This is a genomic window from Thalassotalea fusca (assembly GCF_053485835.1).
In genome coordinates this window covers 89166-105542 of the sequence record NZ_JBQRUN010000006.1, presented here as the reverse complement: position 1 = coordinate 105542, position 16377 = coordinate 89166, and the positions used below count along the sequence as shown (strand labels likewise).

Genomic DNA, 16377 nt, shown 5'->3' with positions numbered 1-16377 from the left:
ATAGGCTAATTTTACCCTCTTAATGAGTAAGTCACAGGTTTGTTGATAATACTGTGCAGTGGTGCAATACAAGATAGCCAGCTTACGATAACAACCATGCATGCCGCCACGGAATAAGACACCAAATTTTCCAGAGTTACCTGTAAATTGTAGTGCTCACCTAAGAATAGGAAAATCCCCCCTGTTAAAGCCAAGCTAACAGCTATCCCTGTAGTAATGGCCCTTATGTTCTCATTTGAAATTAAGCGTATTATATCCTTACGCCTTGCCCCAATTGCCAAACGTGTACCTAGCTCAAAAGTTCTAATTTGCATGCTAAAACTGAATATGCCGTATAGTCCAATAGCTGCAAGCAAGAAACTCAGCAATGACAATACCGCAGTTGAAATTGCAGCAACCTTGTCGGCAAATACAATGTCACTTTTTATAGCTGCTAAGCTGCTGTAACTATAAACTGAAAGCAATCGGTCGCTTGATTGGATTACGTCGACAATTTGCTTTCTTGTCAATGATTGGCCCGGATAGGTTTCTATCAAAAAGCGTGTATAGGCAGCATGTGTTGGTGAATGAACACGAAATGGTATTTCATCTTGTCCTATTACACTTCGATTCTTAACTACCCCTATTACTTGGAAATAGTCACTGCTTCCTGAGGTAAGTTTTGCTCCAATTACTGGGCCATCTTGTGCTAGCCTGTTAGCAAATGCTTCATTGATAATCATCAGCTTTTGTCTATTTTTAATCTCTTCTTCTGTAAAATAACGTCCTTGCACGAGGGGTTGGTTAATCATAGAAAAATAATTAGAATCAATTACCTTACCTTGCGGGGAATAGCTTTCGTTCGTATTTATATCGGTTATAACCCACTGTGACATAACGCGAAAAGGTGAGTCGTTAAGGCTAACGCTTTTAACTTGTGGTAGGTTTTCAATATTTTTGCGAACTAATTGAATGCTTGGCTTAAGCTCGTCACGTGACAACGGGGTGTGAGAGGCAACACTTAATTCGAGTGCAGATATATTGTCTACTTCAAACCCAAGTGGTTTGGTCATTGTCGACATTGCTTGGTACCAAATTATGAGGTTGAAAAATACAAGCGTAGTTGCGATCGCGACCTGACTACTGACAAATGTTGCTCTAGTTTTTGCCGAAATCTGTATGCCTGTTCCTTTCCCACTTTCTTTTAAAGCATGCGCGAGCTTACGATAGTCAATTAAGTTGACACACAAATATGCAAATAATGTTGATAGGAGCAATAGTAGTGCTATGGCAACGGTAATGGTGAATGAATTTAGTGCTATTTCATGCGTTCGAGGCAACCATGCACTCAAGTGATTCTGGCTCAATGTGAAACCGAGCTGCGCTAGGAGTAGTGCGATCATACATGCACCAGTCATTACTATGAATGATTCAGCCCAAATGAGTTGAAACAGCGATTTCTTATTAACACCTATACTGGCAAGAATCGTTAGCTTTCTACTTTGTTTTGACATTCTTGATAAATACAAATTGATAATATTGCCTACGGCAATAAACACTAAACCTGTAATACTGGCCAACAAGAGTAAAATTGTACGCTTACCGTCGCCAAGGATAATGTCCTTAAGTTGTTGAGACTCAACCTTAACGTCCCAACCATTGAAAAATGCCACCCCCGATACTTGCTCTTGCCATAAAGGGGATATTATATTGCTTAACTTAAGGGCAGCTTGCTTAGCCGTTAAATCATTTTTTTCTTTCACCAAGAGATAGTTATTCCAATTAAATCCGCGCCAATTATTTCGGCCATCGGTTGAAACTTGGTTGTAATCCCAAGGTAAGTAAATATGTGTGTGTCTACCAGACTGAATAATCTCAGGTTCAACAAATGTATTAGAAAGTACACCGATAATTCGAAAACTAGTCCCATTCAAGGAAAGCGTTTGCTCAAGGATATTGGGATCACCATTAAAGTCTTGTTGCCAAGATTGAAAACTGATAACTGCAACTTGGTTGTACTCGTTAACGCTTTCTGAGGACACAAAGCCTCGTCCTTTCGCCATGGTGGGCTTTAGTAGCTCAAAATACTCTGGGCTCACATAGGTAGTGGGAACTGAAGGCTGTTCTGCATGACTGGTTAAAACGCCGGATGCGTATGATATTAAAGCAGAGCGCTCAAAAGATTGTTGATGTTGATAGATGTGCATTAGTGTAGGATAAGGATAAGCTCGGTTGTTTATCGTACCGTCTTTTTCAATAAATCCGTGTTGTAATACATGTAATTTATCATCATCGGCGTAAGGTAAAGGCTGCAATAGGGCAATGTAGCCAATGGTGAGTACGCAAAGCAATGCGCCAATTGTAAAACTTAAGGTTGTTACCACAGTTATAACGAATGAAAGATGATTTTTTAGTGATGCTATTGCATATTGGAAAATGTGTTTTACTCGACTCATACGGCTTCCCTCATGAGCGATTCTTCAACTAGTTTACCGTCTAATAATTGGTACTGCTTTTTTGCCATGCCCGCATAGCGAGAGTCATGGGTTACCATACATATGGTGACACCATCTATATTTAACTGTTCTAATAAGTGCATAACTTGGTCGCCGCTCTTCGAGTCTAGGTTTCCGGTAGGTTCATCAACGAGCAATATTGCTGGATTGGCGACGAGTGCACGAGCAATTGCAACGCGCTGCTGTTGCCCACCAGAGAGTTGATTTGGCTTATGATCTTTACGGTGTGCAATGTCTACAGCTGCAAGACATTCATTAACACGTGCAATAATTGTCGATTCAGGTATAGCGTTTTCTTGATATCGAAGCGGTAAGGCAACATTTTCGAAAACAGTTAGTTCGTCAATTAAGTTAAAGGATTGAAATATAAAACCTATTTTTTCATTTCGTATGGCGGCAGCCTGATCTAAAGATAAGGCTGAAATATCTTGACCTTCAATGAAATATTGACCAGTTGTTGCAAAGTCTAATAATCCTAAAATTGACAATAAGGTCGACTTTCCACATCCAGAAGGCCCTGATATTGAAATATACTCACCTGAATCAATATTCAAACTAACGTTTTGTAAAGCATGTGTTTCCACGCTTTCCGTTTCGTAAATCTTGGAAATTCCGATTAATTTTATTTTTGTCGCCATCAAGTTATTCTCTTTTCTAGTGTAATAATAAGGTATCTTCGTTAAATGCAGTGTCAGGCAAGCCAGAAATGATGTATTTTGTCCCTTCTTCTGTTTTCGATGCTATTTGTATTGAGTTGCCCGCAATCTTCCCTAGTTTTATATGCTCTCTGGTTGCTGTATTTCCTTGAGTTTTTAGCTTAAATAGCGATATTGAGTCTCCCTCTTTTGCGCTAACAGGCCGATCAATGAAATAGGCATCGGCGAGCTTTTCTATGACGATTTTTCCGTCGATATTCAGTTGAGGTCTTGCACTTGGAGGAAGTGATGAATCTAAATCAACTTCCACCGTAACAGTGTTATCTTCCACGATAGGATCAATACGAACCACTGTCCCTGACACTTTGTCTCGTTGAATTCTGATTTCGGCAACTTGACCAACCTCTACCCTCTGCGCTTGTGATTGCGATACGCGGATGAGTGCCTTGAGAGAATCGACACTGCCAATGAGGGCAATTTCTTGGCCTGATAAGAGCGATTGGCCAAGAGCTATTGGTAACCGTTGTAATACACCATTCATACCAGCGCGTATTATGAGTTGGTCGACATTACGTTTGACGACATCGAGTCGTGCTTTTGCCAGCTCAACACGTTTTTGCTCTGCCTTGCTAGATAGTCGATGAACATTTCGTAATTGGTCTATTCTTTTCTTAATCAGCTCCAGACGCTTGAGCAATTGCTGCTCTTGTAATTTGCTGCTCGTAAATTCGAATGTTGAAATGATGCCGTTCTTTACTAATTTTTGTTGTGCTATACGTCTCAATTTTGCCGTTTCATAAAGCGCATGCAGTTCTTCCATTTGGCTTCGCTCCAGCAATAGCTCTCGAGCTTGTGAAGCGCTCAATTGACCCAAATCAGCTTCAGCCATTTCTAATGCTTGTTGGGCTGTAAATAACTCTTGCTCTAACTCTAGGTTTTCTAATCGAACAAGCGCTGAATCAGTTGTAACTCGCGCACCAGGCCTTAAAAATATCTCCTTGACGGTTGCAGAAGTTCTTGACGTGATCGTTAAGTAGTCCTCAGGTTCGAGTACTCCAAAGCCGTCAACAGTTATGTTTAGCTCACCACGCTGAACTTCACTGACCAAAACTTTTGCTACGCTTACTTTGTACGAACTATTTTTGAATAGGTAACCTAGAGTCGTTATTACGACGAAGGTGAAAATAGCAATGCTTAACCAATGCTTCGTTAAGTAGTTCTTTTTGATTTTTTTATTCTTTTTTACATCCATAGCCATATTTACCTAGTATTCAAAAACATCAATTACATATGTAATCATTACAGATTACGCGTGTAATTCTTTTGGCGCAAGTAAATGTTTAAAATTCTAATGAGACTACGGCAAAGTTGAAGTAATGGGGGGCTATTGCAGTATGCAATTCGACGGTAGAATAATGTTCGTCTGAAGCCAACTTAGAGCACTGTATGATATGGTGACTCTAATTGGTGGCGAGATTTACTTGGTATTCTTATGTTGCAAGTCTTCAATGCATATAGGAACGCATTATCTTTATAGCTAAGTAAAAAGCTTTTGTTTACTCAAAAAATAACCGCTTAAATTTCACTGTTTTTCATCAACAATTCTGATATTCACACTATACTTTTCAACACGATTTACTTTCAATAAATTCGCTATTCTTGTCGATACTGTCAATTTATTAATGTTTTCGTACTACGGGTTATTCATGTGTTATGCAAAATGGTAGAAATGCATTTTGTATTCAAAAGTCAATTTGTTGTGATTGTACAACGCTTTTAGCTGTTTTTAATTGTATACAATAGTATTTTGATATATCAAATGTGAATATTTATTCTGTTTATGTGAATTTTGGTGGTGATTTTCCGATTTTAAGACTTGATTAAAATTTTTTTTTGTGTGTTGTTCAAATTTTGATTGATTTTTAATAGTTGGAGTGATTATTCTAATTTAAAGATAATAATTTGATTGGATGAAAAATGAACAGTCTGTCACAGCTTTTTGTTGAAGCGGGAACGCTAATGATCGCGGGGATGATTTTTGTCTTCGCTTTCTTAGGATTACTCGTGCTATTTATTAATTTAGTACTCGCCAAATTGGCCGTCGCCTTTCCAGACCCTGTTGTTCCAACCAAAACAAGTCAAAGAAATAATAAAGCTAATCGTGCCGATACCGTGTCGCCAAATGTTGTTGCAGCGATAGGTGCAGCCGTGAATCAGTATCGTCAAAAGCACGTCAAAAAGAAATAGGAGCACAAAATGTCAAAGCCTTTGGGTATTACAGAGGTTGTCCTGCGCGACGGCCATCAATCGCTATTAGCCACTCGATTACGTCTTGAAGACATGTTGCCTATTGCGCCAACACTCGATGAAATTGGCTTCTGGTCAATAGAATCGTGGGGTGGGGCAACGTTTGATTCTTGTATTCGTTATTTAGGTGAAGATCCTTGGGAACGTATTCGAGCATTAAAAAAAGCGATGCCAAAGACAAAGCAGCAAATGCTATTTCGTGGTCAGAACATTCTAGGTTATCGTCATTACGCCGATGATGTTGTAGAGAAGTTTGTAGAACGTGCTCATGTTAACGGCGTTGACGTTTTTCGTATTTTTGACGCGATGAACGATGTTCGTAACTTACAAACTGCCATCAAAGCCGCAGTTAAAGTTGGCGCACATGCTCAAGGCACACTTAGCTACACTGAAAGCCCTGTTCATACCCTTGAAGGCTGGTTGACGATGGCAAAACAGCTAGAAGATTTGGGTGCACACTCGTTATGTATCAAAGATATGGCTGGCTTGCTAAAACCGTATGAAGGTGCTGAATTGATTACTAGGCTCAAAGAAACTGTATCTTTGCCTATTTCACTTCATTGTCATGCAACTACAGGCTTGAGCGTGGCGACGCACATGAAGGCTATTGATGCCGATGTCGATGTGATTGACACCTCAATATCATCTATGAGCCAAACCTATGGTCATTCTCCAACGGAAACAATTGTGTCTATAGTTGAAGGACATGAGCGTGACACCGGCTTAGATATGGAGAAATTAGCGGAAGTTGCTGCTTATTTCCGTGGTGTGAGAGAAAAATACGCAAAATTTGAAGGTTCGCTTAAAGGCATTGATGCACGCATTTTGTTGGCACAAGTTCCAGGTGGCATGTTAACCAACATGGAAAACCAGCTAAGAGAGCAGGGCGCTGCAGATCGTTTAGATGAAGTATTAACTGAGATCCCTAAAGTGCGTAAAGATCTTGGCTTCATACCTTTAGTCACGCCAACATCGCAAATTGTAGGTACGCAAGCCGTGCTCAATGTGTTAACAGGTGAACGTTACAAATCAATTACCAAAGAAACCGCTGGTGTACTAAAAGGCGAATACGGTGCGACGGCAGCGCCAGTTAATCTTGAATTGCAGGAGCGCGTGTTAGATGGCGCCGAAGCTATTACTTGTCGCCCAGCAGATTTGCTAGAGTCGGAAATGGACACACTCACTGCTGAGTTAGATAAATTGGCAGCAGAGAAAAATATTACTTTGGCTGATGAAGTCATTGACGACGTATTAACTTATGCACTGTTCCCGCAAATTGGTTTAAAGTTTCTTGAAAATCGCAACAATCCAAGCGCATTCGAACCAGCGCCTACTGTTGAAGCAAAAACTGAAGCGATCGCTTCTTCCAAGAAGGCTCCTACTGAAACCGAGAATTACTCAGTAAGTGTAGACGGCAAAGTGTATGAGGTTGTTGTTGCGCCTAGCGGTGCTATTCAATCGGTAAATACCACTTCAGCAAGTGATGCAGCAATAAAGCAAACAGCTAGCGTATCGGCGGAAGAAACGCTGAATGCACCATTAGCGGGTAATATATTCAAAGTACTCGTGGCAGAGGGTGAACATGTTGAAGCTGGCGATGTCGTAATTGTGATGGAAGCAATGAAAATGGAAACCGAAGTACGTGCCGTCTCAGCAGGCGAAATCGTACAAATCAATGTGAGAGAAGGTGACTCAGTTACCGTTGGCGAAGTGCTATTAAGTTTAGTCTAAGGTGTCGTTATGGAGTCGTTAATCACATTGTGGGAATCCACAGGGCTTGCCAATTTTGAAGTTGGTCAAGTCATCATGATGCTTGTTGGCTGTGGCTTGCTTTATTTGGCCATCGCTCGCAATTTTGAACCATTATTGTTACTACCTATGGGGTTTGGTGCAATATTAACCAATATTCCTGTGGCAGGTTTCTCAGAGGTCGGTGGGTTACTACACTACGTGTACTATGCTGGTATCGATACAGGGATTTTCCCGCTGCTCATTTTTATGGGCGTAGGGGCAATGACAGACTTCGGTGCGCTCATCGCTAATCCTAAAACCTTGTTTTTAGGTGCTGCGGCGCAGTTTGGTATTTTTGCAACGTTGTTTGGTGCTATTGCACTTAATGCTATTCCAGGCTTTGAGTTTACATTACAAGATGCATCTGCCATCGCTATTATTGGTGGCGCTGACGGCCCAACGGCTATTTTCTTAGCGTCCAAATTGGCGCCTGACTTACTTGGTGCGATTGCGGTAGCTGCTTATTCTTATATGGCGCTAGTGCCGATTATCCAGCCGCCGATTATGAAAGCATTCACTACTGAAGAAGAACGCAAGATTGAAATGGCACAACTACGACATGTGACTAAGATTGAGAAAATCATATTCCCACTTGGCGTATTGTTGGCGACAATCTTCTTCTTGCCAGCAGCAACGCCACTGGTTGGTATGTTTTGCCTTGGTAACTTAATGCGTGAATGCGGTGTGGTTGACCGCTTAAGTTCAACAGCACAAAATGAATTGATCAATATTGTGACTATTTTCTTAGGTCTTGGTGTAGGCTCTAAACTCAGTGCTGATAAATTCTTAAATGTTGAAACATTAGGGATCTTAGGATTAGGCGCTGTTGCGTTCTCTATTGGTACTGCTTCAGGGGTATTGATGGCGAAATTGATGAACAGAGTATTTAAGGAAAAAGTAAATCCGCTCATAGGAGCTGCTGGTGTATCTGCGGTGCCTATGGCTGCCCGTGTGGCTAACAAAGTTGGGCTTGAAGCTAACCCGCATAACTTCTTGTTAATGCATGCGATGGGTCCAAATGTCGCTGGTGTGCTTGGTTCCGCTGTGGCTGCTGGTATATTGCTAGCGCTAGTAGGTCCATAAGCACGTAATTTTGTAGCATTTTACAAAGGCCGCTCACGTAATGGAGCGGCCTTTTTATTTGTGATTGTCCCGTCCTGAATAGGAGGAATGACGTATCGAAGTGTTGGAACATTGCACCTGAGTTTTGTGCGTTCATACTTCGACTTCTGCGCGCTCATCGAACGGCGCGTTCGGGTGATTCTGTTAAGGATGAAGTTTAAACTGTTGCCATTGGTCGCCTTGTTTCTCAAAACATAGACGATCATGGAGTCGGCTCGCACGTCCTTGCCAAAATTCGATATAGTGAGGTTTTACGTTCCAGCCGCCCCAGTTTTCGGGCAATGGTACGTCTTGCTGGTTAAATTGTTGCTGAAATTGGCTAAACCTTTCTTTCAGTTCATTATCGTGTACTAATTTTTGACTCTGTTTGGAAGCCCATGCACCAATTTGGCTGCCGCGATCTCGGCTAGAAAAATAGGCTGCTGATTGTTCTCTAGAGCTTCTTTCAACAGTACCTTCAATTCTTACCTGACGTTGCAATACATTCCAATGAAACAGTAGAGCGACTTTACTGCTTTCAACTATTTCATGGCTCTTGCGGCTGTCATAGTTGGTATAAAAAACAAAACCATTCGCATCAAATGATTTAAGTAAAACCATGCGTGAGCTGGGCTGACCATCGGCAGAACACGTGCTCACTGACATTGCTTCGGGTAATAGAATGCCTGATTTATTGGCGTCATTAAACCATTGCTCAAAAAGCGCGAGCGGATCAGTAATGCCTGTTAAGTCAGGAGCGGGCAGCGCAACGCCTTGGCCAAATGTCAATAAACAACGTAACTTTTCAAGAAAAGTCATGAATTTAACTCATAAGAAATTTTGGAGGTATTGTACCAGCATTCACCGCTAATCTGGCAAGTAGAAAGATTACAGTTTAGCGCAATTGTTAAATATCCCAGTCATCAGAATCATCAAGCAAAGCTTTTAAGCGCTTTTGCTCCATAATGTCGTCAATTCTGCGTCTGGCCGCGGCTTTTCGTTCGTCAGCGTCGTCAAGCTCAACGTCATTATCTAGTTCTGGGTCTGGTGTAGTGTCAGTTATATCTTCAGTCGAATCGTAAGTCATATTCATTGATCCTAAAAAGAGCTTATACAAACAGCTGTTCTTTGAAAATAGGCAATCTTTACTAATTTTTCAACCTATTTTAAACAGCCAATTATGTCATTTTTATTAGAGCGCGTTTTGATCGTGGTGTCCGGTTTGTTGCATCGTTCTTCGTTGTCAAAATCGAACTAAAATGAGCAGCAAAGGTCGACACGCTCTATATGGGCGCGAATCTATCACACTCATTGGCCGCTGAAAATAAGCAAATTAACGAAGTGTGTTCGACTGATGAAATTTTGTCACAGTTTCGATTTATCTTTGTCCCTGTTACACTATTTGTCACTCTTATTCGTAAACTTTAAGCTAGATTTCATGCGTACTGGCGCTCAATTATTGTTGGCATTTCATCAAAGGTTAAAACAATCCCGACACCGACGACTTGTGTTGCTCGATGGCAGCAGTATTTGGCAGCGTCAGTGGTTGAATGAGTTTATTAGCGAGCTTTCAAATGACGCTAACAAAAATTGGCTGTGCTACGGTGATATGTTTACGGATTATCAGCAAACTATATCCAGTAATTATCGTCACCATTTAGGCACTGAAAACGATTTCATTATTTTTGCTGATCCGTCTTTTCATCCCGATGCTTTTGCCGCTTTATCTGGTACGCTGGTGGCTGGTGGCCTGTTTATTTGGTGTTGTGATAGCACAGCGAGCAACGATGTATTTCAAACGCGAATCATTACGCAGGCGCTTAATAATCAAGACACTATCAGAATTACCGAGCAACTATCTTCACAAGAATTGGCGAAGTTATTACCTGAAATAGAAATCGCTTGTGGGCATAATGAGCCAAAAGAAAGTTTTCGTTATCACTGTGTTAATCATACACAAGAAGATGTTGTAGAGGCGATTATACGCGTTGCCATTGGTCATCGTAATCGACCGTTAGTGCTTACCGCAGACCGTGGTCGGGGAAAGTCTTCTACATTAGCCAATGCTTGCTGTGAATTGATACAGCACGCTAATAAGCCGCTTGATATCGTAGTCACTGCGCCACATGGTGCTGCATTAGATGTGTTTTTCAAACAACTGTGTACGGTTTTGGCGGTTAAAGTAACGTTCCCATATTGTGTCAATATTAACCACAGTACCGTCAAGTTTATTCCGGTCGATGTGTTGCTCTCTAATGCTGAGAATACACCGTCACTTTTATTGGTTGATGAAGCCGCAGGGATCCCTGTTTATTTGTTAGAGCAGTTGCTGAATAAATTTCATCGTGTGGTGTTCTCGAGCACGGTACATGGATATGAAGGGGCTGGAAGAGGGTTTGCGATAAGCTTTACCAAATACCTACAAGCAGCAACGCCACAATACAATACGATTGAGTTGTCGCAACCCGTTCGTTGGGCTGAAAACGATCCGCTTGAAAACTTCGTATTTCATGGGTTTTGTTTAAATGCGGTGTTGCCTGAATTATCGGAAAATGATGCTGTGCAGCCTTGCGAGTTTCATGCTGTTTCCTCAGAAGAGTTGCATAGTAATGATGCGTTGCTTAATGAAGTGCTTGCTTTGTTAGTTACTGCTCACTATCAGACTTCACCCAGTGATCTAAAGTTGTTGTTGAATAATGCAAATGTGCACTTATTTGTTGCTTACCAGCATCAGCAACTCATTGGGACGGTACTTGCCGTGGCTGAAGGGCAAGCGGAACAACAAGAGATAGAGGCCGTCGCGAATAGTAAACGCCAACTCAAAAATCAGTTTTTACCACAGGCTTTATTTAAGCAATGCGGACTAGAATCAGCTTTTGAACATAGTTATTTGCGAGTAATGCGAATCGCTGTACATCCACTGAGGCAAAGGCTAGGCATAGGTGCATCACTATTGAATTTTGTCGAGCAGCAAGCTCTCAATGCAAACTTTGATGTGTTAGGCACAAGCTTTGGCGCGACAGCTGGATTAGTCGCATTTTGGCAAAAATCGCAATTATTACCTGTTCGATTGGGTCTACAAAAAGACAAAGCGAGCGGAGAGCATGCTTTGTTAATGTTAAAAGGACTAACAACACAAGGGCAACAGTTTACAGAGCAGGCAGTGACTAACTTTTACCATTCGCTTCCTTTTATGTTAGGCAGCCATTTCTCTCAACTAGCACCTGATTTAGTAACAACGCTTTATCAATCACTCGCCTCAGAATATTTACCAGACGCGTCGTCACGTGATTGGCAGATGTGTGCTTCCTTTGCTAGCGGTCAAAGACAGCTAATAGATTGTAAATTCGCGCTTAACAACTGGCTACCTCATGCATTAAAGGAATGCAAAGCGATTGATTTAACGATGCTAGTTGAGGTTATCTGGCAACATAAACCTGTCGAAGTATTTCAAGCGGAAGGTAAGGTAACGGGTAAAAAACAATTTACTCAGCAATTACAGGCATTGGTTGATAGTTGCTTGGCCCAGGTAACGCCTATTGACTGAGCCATTGCCAGTATTTTTTCAGTGACAGATAATGGCCGCCTACAGCACAACGTGCGTACTCACTTTCGAAAGACGTAACGCGCCGAATGTAGTAGTGAATGACCTTGGCCAAACCATCGCTTGGGTGTTTACGATAAGTACAAATAAGTATCGCTAGCCAGTCTTCTAATTGTTGTAATTCACGTGATTTTTCTCTCATCGTACTAATTTCCGTTTATGCTAGATGCTAGCAATGCTTGCCACAAGACCTGTTTAGCTGTCGCATTCAAACAGCGACATTCATCACCGTGTAATAGTCCTTTAGTTATAAGTTGTGCCAGCAATTGCTGTGGAATAGCAACTTGCGCGTCATTATTTTCGCTAATTTCGAAAGATGAATTTATCATGAGCTTCCTCCTAACAGGGCAATCGTTAATTAAACATAATTGAATAACACACTTAATGCAAATGATAATTATTATCAATTGTTGTAATGAATAATCAAAGTGTAATTTTGTGATGTAACACGCTAACATAGCATTGAATTTGTAGGGGATTTAGGAACAGTAAGTGACGGAATCAATTATTCAAGTGTCAAACTTGAGAAAGGTGTATAAAGACGTTGTGGCCGTTGACGACGTAAGTTTTTCAATTAACAAAGGTTGTTGCTTTGGTTTGCTAGGCCCTAATGGTGCAGGGAAAACGACGACCATTGAAATTATGGAAGGCATTATTTCCGCGACAAGCGGCGACGTTTATTACTATGGTAAGCCAGCAGCGCCTGACATAGCTCAGCAAATAGGGATCCAGTTTCAACACACTGCATTACAAGATTTTCTGACAGTTAAAGAAACGTTAGACCTATTCACCTCTTTCTATCATAAAACTATGCCTGTAGAACAACTGATAGAAATGTGTGATCTGAGAGAGTTTTTGGATCGCGATAATCGTTTACTATCGGGCGGACAACGTCAAAGGCTGTTATTGGCATTAGCACTTATCAATGATCCTGACATCATTTTTCTTGATGAACCTACAACAGGGTTAGACCCACAAGCGAGACGAAACTTTTGGCAACTTATTCAACGCATAAAGTCGCATGATAAAACCGTTATTCTAACGACGCATTACATGGATGAAGCACAGCAACTGTGTGATGACATCGTTATCATGGACAGCGGTCGGGTTATCGAGCGAGGTACGCCTCACCAATTACTCAACAAACATTTTTCGCAAGTATTTATCTATTTGCCAGCCCATCAAGTCCCAGAAAGGCTAAGTCAACAGCATCAATGGCAAATAGTAGGAGATCGCATAGAAATCACTACCGACAAAATTGAGCAAATGATGTCATTACTCATCGCCGAGAATGTGTCGTTAGACGGTGTACACGTCAAATCAGCCAACCTCGACGATTTATTTTTGAAACTTACCGGCCATTCATTGAGAGAATAATATGAACTTTCATCGTTTTATCGCAGTTATCAAAGCGCGAAATATTGAATTTTTTCGTGATAAATCATCACTAGGCTGGAATATTCTTTTCCCTGTATTGCTGCTTGCAGGTTTATCGATGATATTTTCCGGCGACGGACGTGCACTGTATAAAGTTGGTGTGATAAATATGGGGCAAACTCAGGATGCGTTCATTGAAACAAAGCATATCGATTTTATTGATTATCAAAATAGCGAATTGGCTCAGTTGAAATTATCACAACACAGTTTAGATTTGGTGGTTGATTTTGTGAACAAACAATACTGGATTAACAGCACTTCTCCCAATAGTTATATAACTGAGAAGTTGTTGTTAGCTGAACATGCTGATTTTGCTAAATTAGAGGCCAGCGGTAAAGCGATACGATATGTAGACTGGGTACTGCCGGGCGTTTTAGGCATGAATATGATGTTTAGTTGCTTGTTTGGCGTCGGTTACGTAATTGTTCGCTATCGAAAAAATGCAGTGCTTAAACGGCTAAAGGCGACACCGCTTACTGCGCTGGAATTTGTTAGTGCACAGCTAATATCGCGGTTATTCATTGTGATGTTTATGTCGATAGTGATTTATACCGGTTGTAACATGTTTTTTGATTTCTACATGTTAGGAAGCTACCTAGATTTACTCATTGTTGGTACTTTGGGGGCTTTTAGTCTGATCACCTTAGGTTTGCTGATAGCAAGCCGTAGCAAAAGCGAGGAGCTAACAGGTGGACTGCTCAATCTTACTTCGTGGCCTATGATGATGTTATCGGGCGTATGGTTTAGCTTGGAAGGCGCGCCGAAAGAGTTACAGTATGTTGCTGATGCACTACCATTAACACACTTAGTATCAGGAGCGAGAAAAGTCATAACTGAAGGCGCGACCTTATTCGACATTAGCTACCACGTTACAATGCTCTTAGTTATGAGTGGTATTTTTCTGAGCTTAGGCGCTTACCTTTTCAGCTGGAATGCGGAGCGGTAATAACATTTCCATGTAGAACAGTGGCGAATTTCAGATGGTTTCACCACTTCTCAAACTTAACTGTTTCAACGAATTTACCTGAGGTGTATGTCTAAAAATTCGAGGGTTTTTTGATAAAGCTCTTGTTTGTTTTCTGGATTTACAAAACCATGTCCTTCTGAAGCCTTGTACAGCCATTGGTAGTCGATATCGCGTTTGTCTAGTTCTGCTTTTAAGTGCCATGCACTCTCTGGTGGCACACGCGTATCTTTACCGCCGGTAACAATCATTAGCGGTGTTTTTAGCTTGTCTATATACGTTAATGGTGAATGTTCACGCCAAATTTTCTCACTAGCGCCATACTTTTCCTTGGCACCAACTGACACCGAATCTTTATCCATATAGTCGGCATTTTGCATTTGAAAAACTAAGTCGTAGGGACCATAGCGAGGAATGGCACAGTGATACAACTCTGGCTCAATAAGTGGTGACATTAATGCGGAGTAACCACCAAAACTACCACCAATAATGCATACCTTGTTATCGTCAACGTTATCTAAAGATTGTGCCCATTTAGTTCCGTCAATGATGTCGTGCTGGATAAGAGAGTTGCGTTTCAAGTAGGCAGATTTTTCGTAGGTTTTGCCGTAACCGCCGGAACCTCTAAAATTAATTTGTAATACTGCATAACCTCTGCTGGCGAGCAATTGTACATCAGTATTGAAGTGCCATCTGTCCTGTACTCCGTACGGACCACCGTGCACGTCAACTACTAAAGGGTGAGGTTGCTCACTGGCTTTGGGCAAAGTTAAATAACCATAAATGGGGTGGCCATCTCGTGCAGTAAATTCGATAAACTTTCGCGGCATCATTTGTGATTCAGGCAACCATGAACGTCGGCTAAGTAAGTATTCAAGTGATTGTTTTTCGCGATCGAATAAATAGAATTCGCCGGGGTTTCTATCGCTAGAGATGGCAATGACCAAAACCTTGCTATCGTAGTCATGCCCAATGACTTTTAGGTCATAGTCTGGAAAAGTTGCCACAAGTTGCTGGTGTAATTTCGTAAACGGTGAATTTTCATTAAAGTAATGAAAATTGACGCGTTCTTGCATTGTTTTTACACCAATGATTAACCGGCTTCCAGGTTCGCGAATATAGGCATGAATATCTAAAGTAGGGTGGTTAAAAACGAGTGCTAATTTTTGGGTCGCAAGATCATATTTGTATAAGCCATCTGTTAAATTCTTGCCTGTGGGCTTGCGAACATAGAGCGTTAGATTATCTTCGCTTATTGAAACAAAACTGTATTTTTTCAGCGGATGGTCATTTGCAAGGCTCACCCATTGTTGGTCAACAAATTGGTATTTTAGTTTTTTGCCTTGTCGATTCTTAGCACTGGCAAAACGGATATTTCCCTGACGATCCAGTAAAACTCTCATATTGCCGTGGGGCAAGGTACTAATTAGCGTCCGTTTTTTATTGTAAATGTTGACGCGATAAATTTTAGTAGGATCGTCATAATCATTGCTCCATTTATCGGCCTCAAGCAATATATGGTTTGCATCATCCGGTAACATATGAATAATGCGGCCATGAGCCTTTAAGCCTTTTTTCTTCCGGTTATTACTTTTGTTGTCGGAATGGCCAAATATTTGAATTTTGTTCGTGCCATTTACGTTTGCAGCAAAAATTTCACCTTGATACACGTGCTTGTCGCGCCTACTTCGTTTGTAAGTTTTAGTGTAAATCAGGCGTTCATTATTGGCCCAGTAGAACTTGCCGATATGCTTGTTTGTGCCAAAGCCCAATACCAATATCGGCTTCATTTGATGCCTTTCAACTACCACTAAATTAGTTGTCTCTGGCTTAGGTACGGTTATGGCAATATGTTTGCCATCAGGTGACAGTTGCATATCTTTAAATTGGCTTAGCTGAGTAAAGGCGGAAATGGGTAATTCTTTAGGCGAATTTTCCTGTGCCTGCGCGCTTTCTGCTCCATGAAAAAGCACCAATATTAACAAAAAGACAAAATTGTAACGATTCACTCGTGCATCCTTT

At 41.2% G+C, this 16377-nt stretch carries 14 protein-coding genes; 6 read left to right on the top strand and 8 right to left on the bottom strand.

Annotated features, from left to right (window positions below; translation table 11 throughout):
• Positions 1-11: 11 nt before the first annotated feature.
• The 3 genes from ACSLUK_RS09485 to ACSLUK_RS09475 are packed head-to-tail and all read right to left on the bottom strand — an operon-like array spanning position 12 to position 4403.
• Positions 12-2435 (bottom strand): ABC transporter permease, encoded by a 2424-nt coding sequence (locus tag ACSLUK_RS09485; protein ID WP_448548325.1) that lies wholly within the window; start codon positions 2433-2435, stop codon positions 12-14.
• Positions 2432-3133, bottom strand: coding sequence for an ABC transporter ATP-binding protein (locus tag ACSLUK_RS09480; protein ID WP_448548324.1), 702 nt, complete (start codon positions 3131-3133; stop codon positions 2432-2434). Before ACSLUK_RS09480 ends, ACSLUK_RS09485 begins: the two co-directional genes overlap by 4 nt.
• Positions 3134-3149: 16 nt before the next feature.
• Positions 3150-4403 (bottom strand): efflux RND transporter periplasmic adaptor subunit, encoded by a 1254-nt coding sequence (locus ACSLUK_RS09475; RefSeq protein WP_448548323.1) that lies wholly within the window; start codon positions 4401-4403, stop codon positions 3150-3152.
• Between the two features lie 725 nt (positions 4404-5128).
• On the opposite strand from ACSLUK_RS09475, the gene ACSLUK_RS09470 reads away from it, so the two are divergent.
• Genes ACSLUK_RS09470 through ACSLUK_RS09460 form a run of 3 tightly spaced genes read left to right on the top strand, consistent with a single transcriptional unit; the run spans position 5129 to position 8332 of the window.
• Positions 5129-5398, top strand: a complete 270-nt coding sequence (locus tag ACSLUK_RS09470; protein ID WP_448548322.1) for an OadG family transporter subunit — start codon at positions 5129-5131, stop codon at positions 5396-5398.
• A 9-nt stretch (positions 5399-5407) separates the two neighbouring features.
• A complete protein-coding gene (oadA, locus tag ACSLUK_RS09465) occupies positions 5408-7189 on the top strand; it encodes a sodium-extruding oxaloacetate decarboxylase subunit alpha (RefSeq protein WP_448548321.1) in 1782 nt (593 codons plus the stop codon).
• Positions 7190-7198: 9 nt separating this feature from the next.
• A complete protein-coding gene (locus ACSLUK_RS09460; RefSeq protein WP_448548320.1) occupies positions 7199-8332 on the top strand; it encodes a sodium ion-translocating decarboxylase subunit beta in 1134 nt (377 codons plus the stop codon).
• 183 nt (positions 8333-8515) lie between these two features.
• On the opposite strand, the gene pdxH is transcribed toward ACSLUK_RS09460, so the two are convergent.
• Together pdxH and ACSLUK_RS09450 are read right to left on the bottom strand one after the other, a co-directional pair.
• Positions 8516-9169, bottom strand: a complete 654-nt coding sequence (gene pdxH / locus ACSLUK_RS09455) for a pyridoxamine 5'-phosphate oxidase (RefSeq protein ID WP_448548319.1) — start codon at positions 9167-9169, stop codon at positions 8516-8518.
• Between the two features lie 88 nt (positions 9170-9257).
• Positions 9258-9437, bottom strand: coding sequence for a PA3496 family putative envelope integrity protein (locus ACSLUK_RS09450; protein WP_448548318.1), 180 nt, complete (start codon positions 9435-9437; stop codon positions 9258-9260).
• A 351-nt stretch (positions 9438-9788) separates the two neighbouring features.
• Between ACSLUK_RS09450 and ACSLUK_RS09445 the strand changes: the two genes are divergently transcribed.
• Positions 9789-11897 carry a GNAT family N-acetyltransferase gene (locus ACSLUK_RS09445; protein WP_448548317.1) on the top strand — a complete coding sequence of 703 codons (2109 nt, stop codon included), beginning with the start codon at positions 9789-9791 and terminating at the stop codon, positions 11895-11897.
• Here ACSLUK_RS09445 and ACSLUK_RS09440 read toward each other — a convergent pair.
• Both ACSLUK_RS09440 and ACSLUK_RS09435 read right to left on the bottom strand, forming a co-directional pair.
• A complete protein-coding gene (locus ACSLUK_RS09440; protein WP_448548316.1) occupies positions 11887-12096 on the bottom strand; it encodes a hypothetical protein in 210 nt (69 codons plus the stop codon). The genes ACSLUK_RS09445 and ACSLUK_RS09440 overlap by 11 nt on opposite strands.
• A 4-nt stretch (positions 12097-12100) precedes the next feature.
• Positions 12101-12283 carry a hypothetical protein gene (locus ACSLUK_RS09435; RefSeq protein ID WP_448548315.1) on the bottom strand — a complete coding sequence of 61 codons (183 nt, stop codon included), beginning with the start codon at positions 12281-12283 and terminating at the stop codon, positions 12101-12103.
• A 163-nt stretch (positions 12284-12446) separates the two neighbouring features.
• On the opposite strand from ACSLUK_RS09435, the gene ACSLUK_RS09430 reads away from it, so the two are divergent.
• Both ACSLUK_RS09430 and ACSLUK_RS09425 read left to right on the top strand, forming a co-directional pair.
• Positions 12447-13331: an ABC transporter ATP-binding protein gene (locus ACSLUK_RS09430; protein ID WP_448548314.1), complete on the top strand. Its 885-nt coding sequence runs from the start codon at positions 12447-12449 to the stop codon at positions 13329-13331.
• Position 13332: 1 nt separating this feature from the next.
• Complete coding sequence (locus ACSLUK_RS09425) at positions 13333-14337, top strand: ABC transporter permease (RefSeq protein ID WP_448548313.1); 1005 nt, start codon at positions 13333-13335, stop codon at positions 14335-14337.
• Positions 14338-14411: 74 nt separating this feature from the next.
• Here the strand turns inward: ACSLUK_RS09425 and ACSLUK_RS09420 are convergent, their stop codons facing one another.
• Positions 14412-16364: an alpha/beta hydrolase family protein gene (locus ACSLUK_RS09420; RefSeq protein ID WP_448548312.1), complete on the bottom strand. Its 1953-nt coding sequence runs from the start codon at positions 16362-16364 to the stop codon at positions 14412-14414.
• Positions 16365-16377 lie beyond the last annotated feature (13 nt).